General features: G+C 72.2%; 15 protein-coding genes. All 15 read right to left on the bottom strand.

Translation table 11 applies throughout. The features are described 5' to 3' along the window. Positions 1-3: 3 nt before the first annotated feature. Genes ACJJV7_RS12265 through ACJJV7_RS12195 form a run of 15 tightly spaced genes read right to left on the bottom strand, consistent with a single transcriptional unit; the run spans position 4 to position 17,325 of the window. Complete coding sequence (locus tag ACJJV7_RS12265) at positions 4-1,482, bottom strand: aldehyde dehydrogenase (NADP(+)) (RefSeq protein ID WP_405374340.1); 1,479 nt, start codon at positions 1,480-1,482, stop codon at positions 4-6. Continuing rightward, positions 1,479-2,954 (bottom strand): FAD-dependent oxidoreductase, encoded by a 1,476-nt coding sequence (locus ACJJV7_RS12260; RefSeq protein WP_405374342.1) that lies wholly within the window; start codon positions 2,952-2,954, stop codon positions 1,479-1,481. The genes ACJJV7_RS12265 and ACJJV7_RS12260 overlap by 4 nt, the downstream gene beginning before the upstream one ends. Then, the gene (locus tag ACJJV7_RS12255) at positions 2,951-3,247 is read right to left on the bottom strand and encodes a (2Fe-2S)-binding protein (RefSeq protein WP_405374344.1); all 297 of its coding nucleotides are present in this window, start codon (positions 3,245-3,247) and stop codon (positions 2,951-2,953) included. The genes ACJJV7_RS12260 and ACJJV7_RS12255 overlap by 4 nt, the downstream gene beginning before the upstream one ends. Next, on the bottom strand, positions 3,244-4,485 hold the full coding sequence (locus tag ACJJV7_RS12250) for an NAD(P)/FAD-dependent oxidoreductase (RefSeq protein WP_405374346.1): 1,242 nt from the start codon (positions 4,483-4,485) through the stop codon (positions 3,244-3,246). The genes ACJJV7_RS12255 and ACJJV7_RS12250 overlap by 4 nt, the downstream gene beginning before the upstream one ends. Further along, a complete protein-coding gene (locus tag ACJJV7_RS12245) occupies positions 4,482-5,192 on the bottom strand; it encodes a GntR family transcriptional regulator (RefSeq protein ID WP_405374348.1) in 711 nt (236 codons plus the stop codon). The genes ACJJV7_RS12250 and ACJJV7_RS12245 overlap by 4 nt, the downstream gene beginning before the upstream one ends. Further along, positions 5,189-6,166, bottom strand: a complete 978-nt coding sequence (locus ACJJV7_RS12240) for an ornithine cyclodeaminase family protein (RefSeq protein WP_405374350.1) — start codon at positions 6,164-6,166, stop codon at positions 5,189-5,191. Before ACJJV7_RS12240 ends, ACJJV7_RS12245 begins: the two co-directional genes overlap by 4 nt. Next, entirely contained in the window at positions 6,163-7,164 is a 1,002-nt protein-coding gene (locus tag ACJJV7_RS12235; protein ID WP_405374352.1) for a proline racemase family protein, read from the bottom strand. The genes ACJJV7_RS12240 and ACJJV7_RS12235 overlap by 4 nt, the downstream gene beginning before the upstream one ends. A gap of 46 nt (positions 7,165-7,210) precedes the next feature. Next, the gene (locus tag ACJJV7_RS12230; protein WP_405374354.1) at positions 7,211-8,116 is read right to left on the bottom strand and encodes a dihydrodipicolinate synthase family protein; all 906 of its coding nucleotides are present in this window, start codon (positions 8,114-8,116) and stop codon (positions 7,211-7,213) included. Further along, complete coding sequence (locus tag ACJJV7_RS12225; RefSeq protein ID WP_405374356.1) at positions 8,113-10,833, bottom strand: beta-L-arabinofuranosidase domain-containing protein; 2,721 nt, start codon at positions 10,831-10,833, stop codon at positions 8,113-8,115. Before ACJJV7_RS12225 ends, ACJJV7_RS12230 begins: the two co-directional genes overlap by 4 nt. Beyond that, a complete protein-coding gene (locus tag ACJJV7_RS12220) occupies positions 10,830-12,275 on the bottom strand; it encodes an aminopeptidase P family protein (RefSeq protein WP_405374358.1) in 1,446 nt (481 codons plus the stop codon). Before ACJJV7_RS12220 ends, ACJJV7_RS12225 begins: the two co-directional genes overlap by 4 nt. Next, complete coding sequence (locus tag ACJJV7_RS12215; protein WP_405374360.1) at positions 12,272-13,555, bottom strand: alpha/beta fold hydrolase; 1,284 nt, start codon at positions 13,553-13,555, stop codon at positions 12,272-12,274. The genes ACJJV7_RS12220 and ACJJV7_RS12215 overlap by 4 nt, the downstream gene beginning before the upstream one ends. After that, positions 13,552-14,457 carry an ATP-binding cassette domain-containing protein gene (locus ACJJV7_RS12210; protein WP_405374362.1) on the bottom strand — a complete coding sequence of 302 codons (906 nt, stop codon included), beginning with the start codon at positions 14,455-14,457 and terminating at the stop codon, positions 13,552-13,554. Before ACJJV7_RS12210 ends, ACJJV7_RS12215 begins: the two co-directional genes overlap by 4 nt. Beyond that, positions 14,454-15,341: an ABC transporter ATP-binding protein gene (locus tag ACJJV7_RS12205; RefSeq protein WP_405374364.1), complete on the bottom strand. Its 888-nt coding sequence runs from the start codon at positions 15,339-15,341 to the stop codon at positions 14,454-14,456. Before ACJJV7_RS12205 ends, ACJJV7_RS12210 begins: the two co-directional genes overlap by 4 nt. A gap of 14 nt (positions 15,342-15,355) precedes the next feature. Then, positions 15,356-16,354, bottom strand: coding sequence for an ABC transporter permease (locus ACJJV7_RS12200; RefSeq protein ID WP_405374366.1), 999 nt, complete (start codon positions 16,352-16,354; stop codon positions 15,356-15,358). After that, positions 16,351-17,325, bottom strand: a complete 975-nt coding sequence (locus ACJJV7_RS12195; RefSeq protein WP_405374368.1) for an ABC transporter permease — start codon at positions 17,323-17,325, stop codon at positions 16,351-16,353. Before ACJJV7_RS12195 ends, ACJJV7_RS12200 begins: the two co-directional genes overlap by 4 nt.

Below are 17,325 nucleotides of genomic sequence, written 5' to 3'. Positions count from 1 at the left end.
CGTTCAGGCCTGCAGCACGCCGTCGACCCGCCGGGGGATGCCGAGCGGATTGGCCTCGCGGAGGGCCTCGGGCAGCAGGGCGTCGGGGACGTTCTGGTAGGCGACGGGCCGCAAGAACCGGCTGAGCGCGGCGGTGCCGACAGACGTCGAGCCGACCGAGGTGGTCGCCGGGTAGGGGCCGCCGTGCTGCTGCGCCCAGGTGACCGAGACGCCGGTGGGCCACTGGTTCCACAGCACCCGACCCGCCTTCGTGGCGAGCACCGACATCAGCCGGGGTGCGATGGCATCGTCGTCCGATCCGGCGATCGTCGCGGTCAGCTGACCCTCGAGGACGGCCGCGACCGCGACCAGCTCGCTCTCGTCGTCGTACTCGGCGATCAGCGCGGCGGGGCCGAACATCTCGCTGACGAACGCGTCGGGGTCGGCGAGGATCGCCGCGGCCGAGGTCCGGAGGAGCGCGGGGGCGGGCGCGTCACCGTCGCCGAGCGACCCGGCGAGCGCCTGCACGCCCTCGTGGCCCGACACCCGCTCGAACGAGGCACGGAAGCCCGCCGCGATGCCGCCGTTCAGCAACGGCGCGGCGCCGGGGAGCGTCGCCGCACCGAGCGCGTCGACGATCTCGCTTCCGCGGGGCACGAGGAGGACACCGGGCTTGGTGCACAGCTGGCCCGCGCTGCCGGTGACGGACGCGACGAACTGCTCGGCGATCTCCGCCGCGCGACCGGCGGCGGCGCTGCGGGTGACGAACGCCGGATTGACGCTGCCGAGCTCCCCATAGAAGGGGATCGGCTCGGGCCGTGCGGCGGCGATGTCGAACAGCGCCCGCCCGCCCGCGATCGAGCCGGTGAAGGAGGCGGCCTTCACCGCTGGTGCCTGGAGCGCCCGGACCCCCGCATCGGTGCCGTACACGAGGGAGAACAGCCCGGCCGGCGCGCCCGAGGCGTCGAGGGCGCCCGAGACGATCTCGCCGGTCAGCGCCGACAGCCGGGGATGCCCGTGATGGGCCTTGAGCACGACCGCGTTGCCGGCGGCGAGAGCGCTCGCGGTGTCGCCGCCGGCGACGGAGAACGCAAACGGGAAGTTGCTCGCGGCGAACACGACGACCGGCCCGATGGCCTCCAGCTGACGGCGGAGGTCGGGCCGCGGCGCGCCCATCGGATAGTCGGCGACGGCGTGGTCGATGCGCACGTCGAGCCACGATCCCTCCTGCAGGACCTCGCCGAACAGGCGCAGCTGGAACGTGGTGCGCGTCAGCTCGCCGCGGAGGCGGGCTTCGGCGAGGTGTGTCTCATCACCCGCGACGGCGACGAGGTCATCGGCGCGGGCATCGAGCGCGTTCGCGACGGCATCCAGGGCCCGCACGCGGTCGGCGATGCTCGACGACCGCCACGAGGCGGATGCCGCGGCGGCACGCTCCACGAGGCCGTCGACCTCGGCGGTCTCGGTGTCGGCGGGAACGGGGATGTCGAGGGGGGTCGTCATGTCAGTCCTTCCAGAGGGGCGGCGAGATCGGCGATGTCGGATACGCGGATGGGCGTGCCGATGGGTCGCTTCACGAGGTGCTCGAGATCGGTGGGGCTGGGCGGGCGGCCGGTGTCGGCGGCGACGAGGCACGACAGGGCGAATCCGCAGACGCGGCCCTGGCACATGCCCATGCCGGGGCGCGCCGTCACGCGGACGTCGCGGGCGTCGTCGGCGGCGAGATCGGTCACGGTGCTGCGCACGGCGCCCGCGGGCACCTCTTCGCACCGGCAGACGGTCGTGTCGTCGTGCAGCCAGGTGTGCCACTGCGCCGGCACGGGGCTGGCGCGGTGCATGCCGACGGCGAAGCGGCGGCCTCGGGCGATGCGGCGCCGGAGGCGATCCGCGCGGGCACGGGGCACCGCGCGCCCGGCGTCGACAGCGGCCGCGAGGGCGGCGAGCTCTCCCTCGGCGCACGACTGCACGGCGCCGCCGACACCGGTGACCTCACCCCCGGCGTAGACGCCCGGCACCGTGGCACGCTGGTCGCGGTCGACGACGGCGACCAGCGAGCCGTCGACGTCGATGCGGGTCTCCGCGCCGACCGCGACAGCGAGCTCGAGCTGCGGGGTGAAGCCCCAGCCGAACGCGACGAGGTCGACCTCGACCCGGCGTTCGGTGCCGGGCAGCACCCGCCCGTCGGCGTCGACCCGGGCGAGGGTCGCACCGGTCACCCGGTCGTCGCCGTGCACGCGGGTGACGACGGTGCGGGTGTGCAGGCCGATCCGGTGACGGGCGAAGGTGCCGGCGTAGCCGACGCCCTCGAGGAGCTTGCCCGGCTCCTGCACCGCGCGCAGTGGCGTGCGCGCCCAGCGCGAGAGGGCGTTCGCGTCGCAGACGGCCACGACCTCGACGCCCGCGCGGGCCAGTCCTGCGGCGACCGACAGGAGGAACGGCCCCGTCCCGGCGACGATCGCGCGCGTGCCGGCGGAGACCTGGTTGGCCTTGAGCATCGCCTGCACCCCGCCCGCCGCCATGACGCCGGGCAGGGTCCAGCCCGGCACGGGCAGCTGACGGTCGTAGGCGCCGGGCGCGAGCACGATCCTGGTGGCCGCGGTCTCGCGGTCGGGGGCGGCGACGGCGTCGACACCCGTCGTCGCGGTGGTGCGGAGGACGAACGGATCGGATGCCGTGGCGCGATCGATCCGCCACACCTGCCGCCCCGTGCGGTGCACGATGCGCCCGGCGGAGACCTGCGTGCGCAGTCGCGACCGCAGCGCTTCGTAGTGGTGCCAGTGATGGTGCCCAGTCGATTCGGGAAGAGCGAACCGGTCGAGGTGGCGCTCGTCGGGGTGGCGCCAGTACTGACCGCCGGTCTGCCCTCCCGCGTCGATCAGGGCGACGTGCAGCCCGGTCTCGGCGGCCACGACGGCGGCAGACAGGCCCGCCGGTCCCGCGCCGACGACGGCGAGGTCGAATGCTCCGCCGCTCATGCGCGCGGTCCGTCCGCGCCCGGCATCGGCAGCGGGGCGTGCGGGTCGTCGGAGCGGACGTCCTGCCCGTCCTGCGCCTCGGTCACGCAGGCGCGCTGGGAGCGCACGCCGTCGACGCTCAGGAGGCAGTCGTAGCAGACGCCGATGCCGCAGAACAGGCCGCGCGGTTCACCGGCGCCCCGCGTCGTGCGCCACGACGTCACGCCCACCGCGGTGAGCGCGGCGCCCACGCTCTGCCCGGGGAGGAAGGGGACGGGGCGGCCGTCGAACGAGAAGGAGAACTCGGCGCTCATGCGGCGGCCTGACGGTCGAAGCGCTCGGGACGGAAGGGATCTAGCGGGAGGTCGGTCGGCTCGCCCCGGAGCGCCTGCACAATGAGGGCCGCCGTCCCGACGGACAGGCCGATGCCGGCGCCCTCGTGGCCCGCGGCGTGCCAGAGGCCGGGGACGCGGCCGTCTTCGCCGATCACGGGGAGGTGGTCGGGGCAGTACGGGCGGAACCCCGAATAGGTGCGGAGGATCTGGACGCCTGCCAGCACCGGGAAGAGCTCGGTCGCCCCGCGCGCGACGCGGCCGACGGCATCCGCAGAGAAGGTGGTGTCGAAGCCGACGCGTTCGCGGCTCGCGCCCATCAGGATCGTTCCGCTGGGGGTGCCCTCGACCACCGACGACACCTGCAGCCCGGCATCCGACGACGCGACGTTCTGCACGTACTCGGCGGCGTAAACCTTGTGGTGGACGGTGATCGGCACCGGCTCGGTCACGAGCACGAAGCCGCGGCGCGGCAGCACGGGCACGCTCACGCCGGCGAGCGCGGCGATGTCACCGGCCCACGGCCCGGCGCAGTTGATGACGGCGCCCGCGTCGATGCGTCCGTCTCGGGTCTGGATGCCGACGGCGCGCCCGCGTTCGATGCGGATGCCGGTTACCTCGGTGTTCGTGACGAGCCGGGCGCCGCGGTCGCGGGCGAGCCGCAGCAGGTGGTGGGCGGCGAGCACGGGCTGCACCTGCGCATCGTCGGGGTAGAAGACGCCGCCGACGAGCTCGGGGTTGAGGTACGGCTCGATCCCGCGGAGGGCCTCGGAGTCGGGCACGTCGTCGGCGCGGATGCCGAGGCCGCGCTGATGCACGGCCAGGCTGTCGAGCGCCGCCTTGCCGGGGGCGGTCGCCGCCACGACCAGGCCGCCCTTCGACTCGAACTCCCACCGCGCCGCGTGCTCGGCGAGCTCGCCGCGCCAGATGCGCTGCGAGTGCAGGGCGAGTTCGAGCTCTGGGCCCACCTCCTTGTCGGAGACGAGCAGATTGCCCTCGCAGCGGCTGGTCGTGCCCGAGGCGATGGATCCGCGTTCGACGACGGTGACCGACAGGCCCGCCGACGCGGCGAAGAACGCCACCGCAGCACCGACGATGCCGGCGCCGATGATGACGACATCGGGCCGCGGCGACGCGGGCCGCGGCGACGCGGGCCGCAGAGAGTCGGGTCGCGGCGACGCGGACCGCAGGGGATCGGGCCGCGGCGAGAGGTCGCTCATGTGCCGACGTCCTCGCTCTCGATGACGTCGGCGACGGGGGCCTCGCCCGACCAATCGGTGAGCACATGCTCGATGTGCCGCTGCACCAGGTCGCGGGCGAGGGCGGCGTCGCCGGCCTCGATGGCGTCGAGCATGAGGTCGTGCTCGTGCGCCGACGCGCGGAGGCGCCCCTGCGCGAACAGGGCCGACAGACCGAACAGGCGGGTCTGCGAGCGCAGGCCCGCGACGAGCTCGACGAGCCGGGCGTTGCCGGCGTACTGGATGAGGGCCAGGTGGAAGTCGCTGTCGGCGGCCAGATACTCCACGAGGTCGCCCGACTCGGCGCCCGCGACGATGTCGGCGGCCTTCTGGCGGAGCCCGGGGAGGGCGGAGGCGGGGATCAGCGGCGTCGCACGTTCGACGGCGGGAGGCTCGAGCATGAGCCGCAGCTCCGTCACCTCGTGCAGGTCGCGCTCCGACACCTCGGTGATCTGGAAGCCGCGGTTCGGGATCGTGATGACGAGACCCTCGCGGGCGAGGTCGAGCATCGCCTCGCGGATCGGCGTCGCCGACACCCCGAACTGCTCGCCGAGGCTCGGCGCCGAGTAGACCCGGCCAGGCTGCAGTTCGCCGCTGATGACCGCTGCGCGCAGCGCGCGGGTGACGGTCGCCCGGATGCTCGGCTGCTTGTTGAGCCGTACGACGTTGCGGAACTCGGGAACACTCATGTCGACTCCATCTTCGGGGCGCTCTGGCGCGTGATCTCCATGATCCCCTCTACGACGGCCAGGTCCTCCCACGCCATCCCGACCCCGGTGTAGACGGCGGGGGCGCCGGGGCGGCGGCGGACCTCGCCGCGGAGCAGCTCCGCGAGATTCGACGGCCGCAGCGGCTCCTCGGTCTCGGCGGCGGCGAGGTTGCCGTTCTCGCGCCGGGCCGACGCGCGGGCTTCCACCACCAGGTCGGCGGCGCGCATGAGCGCGGCGCCGAGCTCGCGGTGATCCAGGCCGTGGGCGCCGATGCCGGCGACGACGACGCCGGGGCGCACGTCGGCGAGGTCGAGGACGGGTTCGGGCGACGAGGTCGCGGTGACGACGACGTCGGCGGAGCGGGCGTCGTCGAGTGAGCCGGATGCCGCGTCGACGCCGTGGCCCCGGAGCTCGGCGACCGCGGCGGCCACGCGCTCGCTCGTGCGTCCGACGAGCGCGACCGTGCCGAGCGGGAGCACGGCCTGGAGGGTGAGGACGTGCTCGACGGCCTGCGGGCCCGACCCCAGCACGACGAGCCGGCCCACGGCGGTGACGGGGCCGCCGGGGTCGGCCGCGAGCAGGGCGCGCACGGCGGCGACCGTGACGGCGGGGGTCCGCAGCGTGGTGAGCCGCGTGCCGTCGACGATCGCGGTCGGCTGCAGCGTCGCGCGGTCGAAGAGGAGGTACCAGGCGCTGATCTTGGGCAGCCCCAACCGGGTGTTGCCGGGGGCGATCGTGGCGACCTTGATGCCGGCCGCCGACGCCGACTCGGTCGGCATCAGCAGGAACTCCCCCGCCGACAGCGGCGCGAAGATCCGCTCGTGGTCGTGCTCGATGTCGACGCCGCGGGCGAGTGCCGACTCGATCGCCGCCACCGCGCCGGCGCGGGTCATCGTCTCGGCGATGACCTCGGCGCTGATGACCGGGACACCGGCATCCGCTGGTCGGGTCACAGGACGAACCCCTGCGGGAAGGGGTCGCTCGGGTCGAGCATGTACTGCGCGGTGCCCGTCACCCAGGCCCGCCCGGTGATGGTCGGGATGACGGCGGGGATGCCGGCGACGCTCGTCTCCTCGACGAGGCGGCCCGTGAACGACGTGCCGATGTACGACTCGTTCACGAAGTCGCTGTCGAGGGCGAGCTCGCCGCGGGCGTGCAGCTGCGCCATCCGGGCGCTCGTGCCCGTGCCGCAGGGCGAGCGGTCGAACCATCCGGGGTGGATCGCCATCGCGTGACGGGAGTGCGCCGCCGTCGACCCGGGAGCCTCGAGGTACACGTGGTGGCATCCGCGGATCGTCGGATCGAGCGGGTGCACCGGAGCATCGGCGCGCTCGACGGCATCCATGATCGCCAGTCCGGCGCGCAGGAGGTCGTCCTTGCGGGAGCGCTCGAAGGGCAGCCCGAGCGCGTCGAGCTTCACGATCGCGTAGAAGTTGCCGCCGAAAACCAGGTCGTAGGGCACGGCGCCGTATCCCGGCACCTCCACGATCCGGTCGAGGGCGACGACGAACGAGGGCACGTTGCGGATGGTGACCCGGTCGGCGTGTCCGTCCGTCACGGCGACGTCGGCGATCACGAGGCCCGCGGGGGTGTCGAGGCGGATCGTGGTCACGGGTTCGACCACCGGGACCATGCCGGTCTCGACCAGCACGGTCGCGACGCCGATGGTGCCGTGCCCGCACATCGGCAGGCACCCCGAGACCTCGATGTAGAGCACGCCGACGTCGGCGTCGGGCCGCGTCGGCGGCTGGAGGATCGCTCCGCTCATGGCGCTGTGGCCACGCGGTTCGTTCATCAGCAGCTGACGCAGGCCGTCGTTGTCGGCCATGAAGCGCTGCCGGCGCTCCTCCATCGTGGCGCCCGGCAGCGTGCCCACGCCGCCCACGATCACGCGGGTGGGCATGCCTTCGGTGTGGGAGTCGACGGCATGGAAGACACGCTGCGTGCGCATGGCAGACCTCTCGGAGTGGACGATCACCGGACCCGGCGGCGCCGGATCAGCGGTAGCCCTTGGACAGCACCGCTTCGGTGTCGGCGATGATACGCGCGGCCACGTCGCCGGGGAGCGGGAGCCGCGGCGGGCGCGTGGTGGTGTTGGTGAGCACGCCGGCCACCTGCTGCGACAGCTTGATCGCCTGCACGAACCAGGTCTTCGAGTCCCAGCGGAGCAGCGGATGCAGGTCGCGGTAGATCGCGCGCGCCTTCACCCAGTCCTGCGGGTCGCCTGACGTCGACAGCGTGTACAGCTCCACGGTCGCGGCGGGGATCGCGTTGGGGTAGCCGGCGACCCAGCCGACGGCGCCGTTGATGCCGAGCTCGAAGACGACGTCGTCGGAGCCGATCGAGATGTCGAGACCCGGAGCGAGCTCGCGGATCTCGAAGGCGTGACGGACGTCGCCCGAGAACTCCTTGACCGAGACGATGAGCCCCTCGTGGAAGAGACGGGCGAGCAGGTCGGGGCGGAGGTCGACCTTCGTGTCGATGGGGTTGTTGTAGGCGAGGATCGGCAGGCCCACGGCCGCGACGCGACGGTAGTGGTCGACGACTTCGTCGTCGCTCGCGCGGTAGGCGTTCGGGGGCAGCAGCATGACCGCCGGAGCGCCGTTCTCGGCCGCGTGCTCGGTGAACCGCACACTCTCGAGCGCACCGTAGGCGCCGACACCCGGGATCACCGCGGTGCCGGCCGGAGCGGCCTCGACCGCCGTCAGGAAGACCTGCTTGCGCTCGTCGTCGGTGAGTGTCTGGTACTCGCCGAGCGATCCGTTCGGGATGATGCCGGTGACGCCGTGGGACGTCGTGAAGCGCACGAGCTCGGCGTAGGCGTCGAAGTCGACCGACAGGTCGTCGTGGAACGGGAGGGTCGTGGCGAGGTTGACCCCGTGCCACGGCTTGCGTTCGGTCATGAGTCGTTCTCCGATCTGGCGGTCTCACTCGCCGATGTTGAGTGCAATTGCAATGGTAGTGCGGTTTCGGTTCGAGGCGGTAGGACCAATCGCTGCCGGTTCTCCTCATTGCCCGCGCGGTCGACGGCTGCGAACTCGATGATCTGCTCGTCATCGGTCAACGCGCGTACGAAGGCCTCTTGGAAGGTGGCCCAGAACGTGCCCTCCCCCTCCCAGCGGATGCTCTCGACCCCCGACACTTCGTCGGCGGCCGTGAGCGTGATCTCGACGCTCGCCCCCAGCCGCTTCACCCGTGCGCTGCTCACCGGCGGGCTCGTGTCGACCGAGATCTCCCGGGCGGAGGGGACGGCGCGCCCCGCGCCGTCGAAGGCGCGGGCCTCGACCCGGACGATCCCTTCGGCCTCGACGACCACCGGATGCCGGTACTCGGCCCACGGCCCGTCGCCGATGCGCCACTCGACGCGGGCGGCGCCGGGCGCGCGCACCTCGACCTGAGGGCGCTCGGTGAACCAGCCCGAGGCCGCCGGCGGTGGGGAGACGATCAGGTCGGCGCGCGGCGGCAGGGCGACATCCGGGATGGCCTCGGTTGCGGCGAGGAACGCAGCGGCGACCCGGTCGGCATCCGCACCACCTCTCAGCTCCTGCGCGGCGGTCATCACCCGTCGCGCCTCGGTGCCGGTCAGGAGCGCCTCGTCGATGCCGGCGGTGAGCACGTCGGCGAGTCGGCGGGTGAGCGCTGCGGAGTCGCCGGGCGAGGGATGCCGCCAGAGGTCGTCGAGCAGGGTCGAGCCGTCGTCCCTGCGACGAGCGGGCACGCCGGTGTCGAGGCCCGCGAAGCCGAGCGTGGGATCTTCGGCGCGGACGTAGAGGTGGTACCGCTCGGCCGAGCCGTTCCAGACCGGTTCGTACCGCAGACCGGCGAGGCCGACCTTCCCCGTGGCCCGCAGCGCGGCGCCGGGGTCGGGATCTTCGGCGACCAGCGACCCTCCCGGTCGCGTCTGCCGTCGCAGCGGCCGCGCGAGGGTCGTCGTGTCGGCGGCCCTCGCGACCAGGACGCTCGGCCCGAACGAGACGCTCTGCAGCGTGGGGTCGTCGAGCGCGCCGTCGGCACGCAGCACCGCCGGGAGCCGGAGCGTCAGAGTCTCACCCGAACGCCACTCGCGGTCGATCGTGAGGTACCCGGCCGCCGCGGCATCCGTGGTCACGGGCGCACCGTCGATCAGGGCGTCCATCGGGCCGGCGAGCCACGAGGGGGCGCGCAGGTGCACGGCGAGCCGCACCGGGCCGCCGTCGACCGTGACGATCGACAGCCGCACGCTCTCGCCGAAGGGCTGATCGGTCTCGAGGGTCACCCGCACGCCGCGGTCACGCCAGTCGAGCTCGGCGGGGGTGTACAGGTTCACCCACAGCTCGGCCGCGTCGCCGGCACCACGGAAGAACACGGCGTCGTGATGCTTCACGTGGTTCTCGAGCCCGGTGCCGCCGCAGCACGTGCCGATGTTGTCGAACTCAGGCAGCGCCCCCGCGTGCACGGGGAACATGTAGGTCACCTCGGGGCTGACGTCGGAGGTGATGTCGCGCCGCGACCCGAGGATGTGGTTGTGGAGCCCGCGCTCGACGTAGTCCATGAACCGCGGCTCGAGCGTGTGGCCGAACAGCAGTCGCGCGAGCTTCAGCAGGTTGTAGGTGGCGCACGTCTCGGCGTTCCGCTGGCCGATGTCTCCGGCGACGGTGCGCGCGGGCCCCCACAGCTCGCTCTCGCCGGTGCCGCCGTGCGCGTACATGCGACCGGGGACGACCTGGTCGAAGATGCCGACCGCGGCGTCAAGGTATCGCCGGTCACCGGTCAGCTCGTACTCGTGGACGTAGCCGATCAGCTGCGGCAGATGCTGGTTCGCGTGCATCCCGTCAAGGATGTCGCGGCCCGACGCCCCGGCATCCAGCACCGTCTCCTGATCGAACAGGCGCGCCGCCGCGAGCAGGCGCGGCTCGTCCGCGACGACGCTGAGGCGGGCGAGCGTCTCGTTCATCCCGCCGAACTCGCCCGCGATGTAGAGCGCCCACATCCGCTGGCGCCGGTCGTGGTCGAGGCGTTCGAGGCGAGAGGCGACCCAGTGGCCCATCGCCACGACGACCTCGAGCGCCTGCGCGCTGCCGGTGAGCTCGTGCGCGTCGAGCAGCCCGGCCATGATCTTGTGGCAGGTGTAATAGGGCGCCCAGATCTCGCCGTAGGGCGCGAAGTGCTCCAGGCGGAAGAACTGCCATTCGCCGTACGCGGCGAGGAACCCGGGATGCGAGTAGCGGCCCGTCGCGGCGAGCGCCGCCTGCACCTCGGCGAGACCGGCGACCATCTCGTCGACCTTGGCGTGGAGGGCGGCGTCTCGCTCGGACGCCGCCGCGAGGGCGAGCATCGAGAGGAAGTGGCCGGCGTAGTGCCCGCGCAGCAGGTTCGCCGTCTGCGCACCCTCGCGACCCGGGTAGTCGTGCTCGCCCCAAGGCTCCTCGGCCGGGTGGCCGAAGTCCTCCCACGAGCCGGGCGCCGCCGCGCCGCGCGTGTCGAGTCCGGCGTTGGCGCGGAAGACGGCGAGCAGCCGGTCGACGGGGTACACGCGGGCGAGGTGCAGCATCTGGTCCCGCGCCCGCACGAACACGCTGTCATCGCCGAGGCGCACGTCGCCGAGCGGGAAGGGGATCGCGCGGGGTTCGGCCGCCCTCATCGCGCGGTCGCCAGGTGGTGCTGCGTCCAGGCCTCGACCTCGGCGGCCGCGATCGGAAGCGCGTCCGAGAGCACCTCCGACCCCGACCCGGTCACGAGGATGTCGTCTTCGAGGCGCACGCCGATCCCGCGCAGCTCCGGCGGGAGGGTCAGGTCGTGGGCGTGGAAGTAGAGTCCCGGCTCGACCGTCATCACCACGCCCGGCTCGAGCGCGGCGCCCATGTAGTCCTCGTAGTGCGCCTGGCTGCAGTCGTGCACGTCGAGACCGAGGTGGTGCCCGATGCCGCACGCGAGGTAGCGGCGGTGCTGCTGCCCGGCGGGCGAGAGAGCTTCGTCGACCGACACCGGGAGGAGGCCCCAGTCGTGGAGGCCCTGGGCGACGACCTCCATCGCCGCGAAGTGGAAGTCGAGGTACTCGACTCCGGGCCGGACCCGGTCGAGCCCGGCACGGTGCGCCTTCTCAACGAGGTCGTGGACCTCGCGCTGAGCCGGCGAGAACGTCCCGCTCGCGGGGACCGTCCGCGTGACGTCGGCCGTGTAGAGCGAGCGGGCCTCGACCCCCATGTCGAGAAGCAGTGCGGCATCCGGCACGATGTCGCCATCGCAACGGACCCAGTGCAGGATCGGCGCGTGCGCTCCCGAGCCCACGATCGTCGAGTACCCCGGGCCGTTGCCGAACGTGCGGGCGTGACGGTCGAATGTGCCCTGCAGCCACCTTTCGCCGAGACCGTCGGCGATGGCACGGGGCACTTCGGCGACGACGGCGGCGAACCCGGCGACGGTCGCGTCGATCGCCTCACGGAGCTGACCGATCTCCCAGTCGTCCTTGATCATCCGCAGGCGCGAGAGCGTGCGCTCGAGCTCGGCGGAGACAGCGGCGCCCGTGCCGTCCACGACCGCGGCCGCAGACCGCGCCGCGGCGGCTCCGTGCAGGTCGGCGCGGCGGGCGTCGAGCGCGCTGAGCGGCTCGACGTCGATGCCGAGCGCCTCCGCCCATTCGGGGAGCCCGGCGGAGGGCCCCACCCACAGCTCGCCGTGGTTGGCGTCGGCGAAGAAGCCCGTGTCGCCGGGGCGGAACGGCGGCGACAGGTAGAGCACGGCGTCGTGGCCGCCGGGCGCGGCCCACAGGACGAGCACGGCGCCCTCCGCCTGGCATCCGGTCAGCCAGACGAAGCTGCTGTCGGCGCGGAAGCCGTAGTGGGCGTCGTCGTTGCGCACCGGGGCGTGCCCGGCGGCGGCGACGAGGGTCTGCCCCGGCAGCGCGTCGCTGAGTCGGCGCCGGTGAGCGGATGCCGCGCCGGCGGTGCCCGGCGGCAGCGACGGCTGCGTCGCGACGTCGTCCCAGCCCTCGGAGACGAAAGCGGTGAAGGCGGGCACCTGCGCGAGCCGCGGGTAGCGCGTTCCGGCGAACGGCGGACGGCCGGACGGGGTGGGGGTGGTCATCGCTTCTCTCCTCCTCGATCGCGCACCAGTTCGCGCAGACGCGTGAAGGTGCGTCCCGACCCGATGCCGTCGTGCTCGAACTCGTTCGTCACCCAGGACTGGGCGTTGCCGACCCGCGAGAGCGTGTCGAGCTGCAGGCCGGCGTCGACGTACATGTCGTCGAAGTACACCGCTGCCGCGAGCGGCACGTCGCTCGCGGCGAGCCGGTCGGCGTCGTACAGCGGGCCGGATTCGGCGCGGGCGGCGAGTGCGTGCACGGCGCCGCGGAACCCGCGGAGCAGTCGCACCTCGTCGAACATCCACGGGAACGCCATCTCGCCGGTGAACAGCAGCGGTCGCTGCGACTCGTCGAACGCGGGCCGTCGATCGCGTTCGACCTGCGCCGCCCACGCCGTGGCTCCGCTCGCCTGGTCGGCGTAGATGGATTCCTGCAGGGTCCAGAACAGGGGGTTGCCGGCGCTCGCGCTGAGGGCGAGCACATCGGCGAGGAAGCCCGCCGACAACCTGCCCGGCCTCGCGAACGCCTTCTCGATCAGCCAGTGCAGCCGCTCGTATCCGGGCTTCATGCCGAGGTCGATCCCGAGCGACTGGAACCGCCGCACCGTCAGCACGTCACCGTCGGGGAGCAGCACATCGCCCTCCGCAAGCCGGTCGGCGATGGCCGCGACGGCGACGGCGTCGCCGGGGTAGCGCCGGTAGAGCTCGGCGGTCTTCGCGGCGACCCGGTCGAACGTCCGCGCATAGACCTCGGCGGCGCGCGGCGGCGTGCCGGGGATCCCTCCGCAGACGTAGCAGGCGGTCAACGCCTCCGGCGACTGCGAGAGGTAGGTCAGCGTCAAGAAGCCGCCGTAGCTCTGACCGAGCGTCGCCCAGCGGCGCCCGGCGAAGACCGCCGTGCGCACATGCTCGAGATCGCGGACGATCGAGTCGGCGCGGTGGAGTGCGAGCAGGTCGGCGCCCGCCTCGGCATCCAGATCTGCCAGATCGACCGCCTCGAGCGGTGTGCTGCCGCCCGTCCCCCGCTGGTCGACGAGCACGACGCGGTAGTCGCGGAGCGCCTCGTCGATCCAGCCGTCGCGGCGCAGCGGGCGGGGATTGGCGCCGCCCGGACCGCCCTGCAGGTAGGCGAGCAGCGGGAGGTCGTCGTGCGCCCGGTCAGGGTCGACGAGCTCTCGGACGAGCAGCTCGATCGTGCCGGGCACGACGCCCGACCAGTCCAGCGGCACCTCGATGCGCTGCTCCGATACGCGGACGCCGGGCAGGTGGTACTCGGTGGTCATGATGCTTCCGCCTCGGTGTCGTCGGTGTGCGTCGCCCCGGATGCCGCCGGTGCGGCCGCCTGACGCCGGGCCTCCTCTGCGGCTCGACGCCGACGGTCCCACTCGGGGTTGATGCGGGGCACCGCCGCGAGCAGCGTACGGGTGTACTCGTGCTGCGGCGACTGGAAGACCTGGTCGCGGTCGCCGGTCTCGACGATCGACCCGCTGCTCATCACGGCGATGCGGGTCGCGATCTGCCGGACGACGGCGAGGTCGTGCGCGATGAAGAGGTAGGCGAAGCCCTCGTCGCGCTGCAGCGTGGTCAGCAGGTTGATCACCTGGGCCTGTACCGAGACGTCGAGCGCCGACACCGCCTCGTCGCAGATCACGAGCTTCGGGCCGACGGCGAGGGCGCGTGCGATCCCGATGCGCTGGGCCTGTCCACCCGAGAACTGCGCCGGGTACCGGTCGGAGTGGTCGGGGTTGAGCCCCACGCGGTCCATGAGCTGACGGGTGAATGCGCGAGCCCCGCCGGGCACCGTGCGCCCCTGATACCGCAGCGGGGCGGTGACGAGCCGCTCCACCGTGTGCTTGGGATTCAGCGAGGAGAACGGGTCCTGGAAGATGACCTGCACGTCGCTGCGGAAGGAGTGCAGGTCGCGGCCGTGGAGGGCGGTCACATCACGCCCCTCGAACTCGACGGTGCCCGCGGTCGCGTCCATCAGCCGGGCGACCAGGCGCGCCGCCGTCGACTTGCCCGAGCCCGACTCGCCGACGAGGGCGAGGGTCTCGCCGCGCTCGATCTCGAAGCTCACGTCGTCGACGGCGCGGAAGCGGCGTCCGCGGGCGAACATCGAGCCGCCCGAGCTGGTGAACTCCTTCACGAGTCCCGTCGCGCGCAGGATCGGGGTGGGCGTCGTCATGCGTTCTCCTCCTCGTCCGAGACGACCGGGATGGCGGTCGTCCGGAGTTCGCCGATCGTGTCGTCGATGCGTGGGACGGCGTCGAGCAGGCGTCGTGTGTACTCCTCCTGCGGGTCGCTGAAGACGTCCTCGACCGAGCCGCGCTCGACGAGGCGTCCGCCCCGCATGACGACGATCTGCTCGGTGACCTCGCTCACGACCGCGAGGTCGTGGGTGATCAGGATCAGGCCCGCGCCGGTATCGCGGCGGATCTCGGCGAGCAGATCGAGGATCTGCGCCTGCACCGTCACGTCGAGCGCGGTCGTCGGCTCGTCGGCGATGATCAGCTCCGGCTCCATGCTGAGGGCCATCGCGATCATGATGCGCTGACGCATCCCGCCCGAGAACTGGTGCGGATAGTGGTCGACGCGGTTCGCGGCGTCGCGGATGTGCACCCGCTCCATCGCCTCGATCGCCACCCGGCGGGCGGCCTTCTTCGAGACGCCGGAGCGGTGCGAGAGGTAGGCCTCCGCGATCTGCGTGCCCACCGTGTAGTACGGGTTGAGCGACGACAGCGGGTCCTGGAAGATCATCGCGATCCGGTCACCGCGCACCTGACGCATCTCGCGCCCGGGCAGCGTCAGCAGGTCACGACCGTCGAACGACACCGATCCCGTCGCCGCGCCGCCCTTGGGGAGGAGCCCCATGATCGCGAGGCTCGTCATCGACTTGCCCGATCCCGACTCGCCGACGATGCCGAGGGCACCGCCCCGCGGCACCGCGAACGAGAGGTCGTCTACGACCCGCGCGACGCCGCCCGCGGTGCGGAACTCCACCGAGAGGTCGTCGACGCGCAGGAGGTCGCCCGCGCCTGTCGGTGCCGCCACCGGCATCCGCTCGGTCATGCCGTGCCCCCCGCTCATACTCGTGCCGCCGTTCGGACGCGCGGATCGATCGCCGCGTAGAGGAGGTCGACCACGAGGTTGCCGACGATGACGAAGAAGGCCGACAGCAGCGTCACCGCCATGATCACGGGCTGGTCGTTCGCCGAGATCGAGTCGGCGGTCAGCTTTCCGACGCCGTTGAGGCCGAACACGGTCTCGGTGATCACCGCGCCGCCGAGGAGCCCCGCGACGTCCATGCCGAAGATGGTGACGATCGGCGTGAGAGCGGGCCGGAGCGCGTGACGTCGCCACACCAGGCCGGGGCGGAGCCCCTTGGCGTGGGCCGTGCGCACGAAGTTCTCCTGCAGGGTGTCGATCACGTTGGCGCGGGTGAGGCGCGTGTAGACCGCCGCGTAGCCGACCGCGAGGACGATCCACGGCATCAGGAAGTTCAGGAACCACTGCACCGGGTCGTCGCCGAACGGGACGGCCTGGGGGAACGGCAGCCAGCCGAGCGAGACGACGAGCACGAACTGCAGCGCCAGCGCGAGCACGTAGTTCGGGATCGACATCGACCCGAGGGTGAGGCCGGCGAACACCCGGTCGGTGAGCCTCCCCTCGCGGACCGCGCTGAGCACGCCGCCGAGAACGCCGCCGACGAGCCACAGCACCGCGGCGCCGATCGCGACGGTCGCCGAGATCGGCAGCCGCTGCACGATCATGTCGCCCACGAGCTGACCGGTCTGGAACGAGTAGCCGAGGCAGGGCGCCCCGCACGACACGGTCGCGCCGGCGATCTCGTACTCGCGACCGACGAACAGGCCCGAGAGATAGGTCCAGAACTGGGTCAGGAACGGCTGGTCGAGCCCGAGGTTCAGCCGGATCTGGTCGATGCGGTCGGGGCTGCAGTTCTTGCCGCAGATCTGCACCGCCGGGTCGGGCGAGAGGACGAAGAAGATCACGAAGGTGAAGAGGGTGACGAGGAACAGCACGATGACCATTCCCGTGATCCGGGCGATGAAGAAGCGCGTCATGCCCGCACCTCCGCGCTGCCCACGAGCGAGCGGATGCGGTCGCCCAGCGTCGTGAACGAGAGCACGAGGAGGAACAGGAACGCGCCCGGGATGATGAAGTACATCGGGTCGACCGCGTACCAGGATGCCGCGGCGGCGATCATCTGGCCCCAGCTGGGCGTCGGGGGGACGACGCCGACGCCCAGGAAGGAGAGCCCGGCTTCGGTGCCGACGTAGCCCGGCACGGCGAGCGTCGCCATGACGATGATCGTCGACGACAGGTTCGGGAGGATCTCGCGGAAGATGATCTGGATGCTCGAGGCGCCCGAGGCACGCGCCGACTCGACGAACTCGCGCTCTTTGAGCGACATGGTCTGGGAGCGCACGATGCGGGCGAGGTAGGGCCACCCGAAGAGCGAGATGACCATCACGAGCAGGAAGACGCGGTTGTCGGCCGGGAGGGCCGAGAGGATCGCGATCATGAAGATCAGGGCGGGGAAGGCCATGAGGAACTCCATGACCCGCGAGATGATCGTGTCGACCCAGCCGCCGAGGTAGCCGGCGAGCATGCCGAACACGACGCCGAGGACCGTGGTGAGCAGCGTGGCCGAGAGCGCGACCGTCATCGACACCCGCGCGCCGTAGACGATGCGGGCGAAGATGTCGCGTCCGCTGCCGGGCTCGACGCCGAACCAGTGCTGGGCGCTGATGCCGCCGAAGGGTCCGATCGGGATCGCGCCCATGTTCGGGTCGATCGCCGTCTGATCGAACGTGTACGGTCCCCAGCCGCTGATCAGGACGATCAGCGGCGCGAAGATCGCCATGAGCAGGACGAGCACGATGTAGCCGAGCGACAGCATCGCGGGGATGTCGGTGAGAAAGCCTCGGAGCAGCTTCCGGCCAGAGGCCGGGCGGGATTCCAGGGACTCATCGAGTGTGGAATCACCGCCCGGCGTGGCCTCGACCTGGATGGTGGTCGAGGTGAAGGTCAT

The organism is Microbacterium sp. Ld4 (assembly GCF_045066555.1).
Classification (GTDB): domain Bacteria; phylum Actinomycetota; class Actinomycetes; order Actinomycetales; family Microbacteriaceae; genus Microbacterium.
The sequence above is the reverse complement of the archived record's forward strand: the minus strand, read 5'-3'. Positions and strand labels throughout refer to the sequence as shown.

What these genes read in the sequence shown, in the direction of transcription:
- ACJJV7_RS12265 (WP_405374340.1), bottom strand. Translation starts at nt 1,482, where the DNA reads ATGACGACCCCCCTCGACATCCCCGTTCCCGCCGACACCGAGACCGCC.
- ACJJV7_RS12260 (WP_405374342.1), bottom strand. Translation starts at nt 2,954, where the DNA reads ATGAGCGGCGGAGCATTCGACCTCGCCGTCGTCGGCGCGGGACCGGCG.
- ACJJV7_RS12255 (WP_405374344.1), bottom strand. Translation starts at nt 3,247, where the DNA reads ATGAGCGCCGAGTTCTCCTTCTCGTTCGACGGCCGCCCCGTCCCCTTC.
- ACJJV7_RS12250 (WP_405374346.1), bottom strand. Translation starts at nt 4,485, where the DNA reads ATGAGCGACCTCTCGCCGCGGCCCGATCCCCTGCGGTCCGCGTCGCCG.
- ACJJV7_RS12245 (WP_405374348.1), bottom strand. Translation starts at nt 5,192, where the DNA reads ATGAGTGTTCCCGAGTTCCGCAACGTCGTACGGCTCAACAAGCAGCCG.
- ACJJV7_RS12235 (WP_405374352.1), bottom strand. Translation starts at nt 7,164, where the DNA reads ATGCGCACGCAGCGTGTCTTCCATGCCGTCGACTCCCACACCGAAGGC.
- ACJJV7_RS12230 (WP_405374354.1), bottom strand. Translation starts at nt 8,116, where the DNA reads ATGACCGAACGCAAGCCGTGGCACGGGGTCAACCTCGCCACGACCCTC.
- ACJJV7_RS12225 (WP_405374356.1), bottom strand. Translation starts at nt 10,833, where the DNA reads ATGAGGGCGGCCGAACCCCGCGCGATCCCCTTCCCGCTCGGCGACGTG.
- ACJJV7_RS12220 (WP_405374358.1), bottom strand. Translation starts at nt 12,275, where the DNA reads ATGACCACCCCCACCCCGTCCGGCCGTCCGCCGTTCGCCGGAACGCGC.
- ACJJV7_RS12215 (WP_405374360.1), bottom strand. Translation starts at nt 13,555, where the DNA reads ATGACCACCGAGTACCACCTGCCCGGCGTCCGCGTATCGGAGCAGCGC.
- ACJJV7_RS12210 (WP_405374362.1), bottom strand. Translation starts at nt 14,457, where the DNA reads ATGACGACGCCCACCCCGATCCTGCGCGCGACGGGACTCGTGAAGGAG.
- ACJJV7_RS12205 (WP_405374364.1), bottom strand. Translation starts at nt 15,341, where the DNA reads ATGACCGAGCGGATGCCGGTGGCGGCACCGACAGGCGCGGGCGACCTC.
- ACJJV7_RS12200 (WP_405374366.1), bottom strand. Translation starts at nt 16,354, where the DNA reads ATGACGCGCTTCTTCATCGCCCGGATCACGGGAATGGTCATCGTGCTG.
- ACJJV7_RS12195 (WP_405374368.1), bottom strand. Translation starts at nt 17,325, where the DNA reads ATGACCTTCACCTCGACCACCATCCAGGTCGAGGCCACGCCGGGCGGT.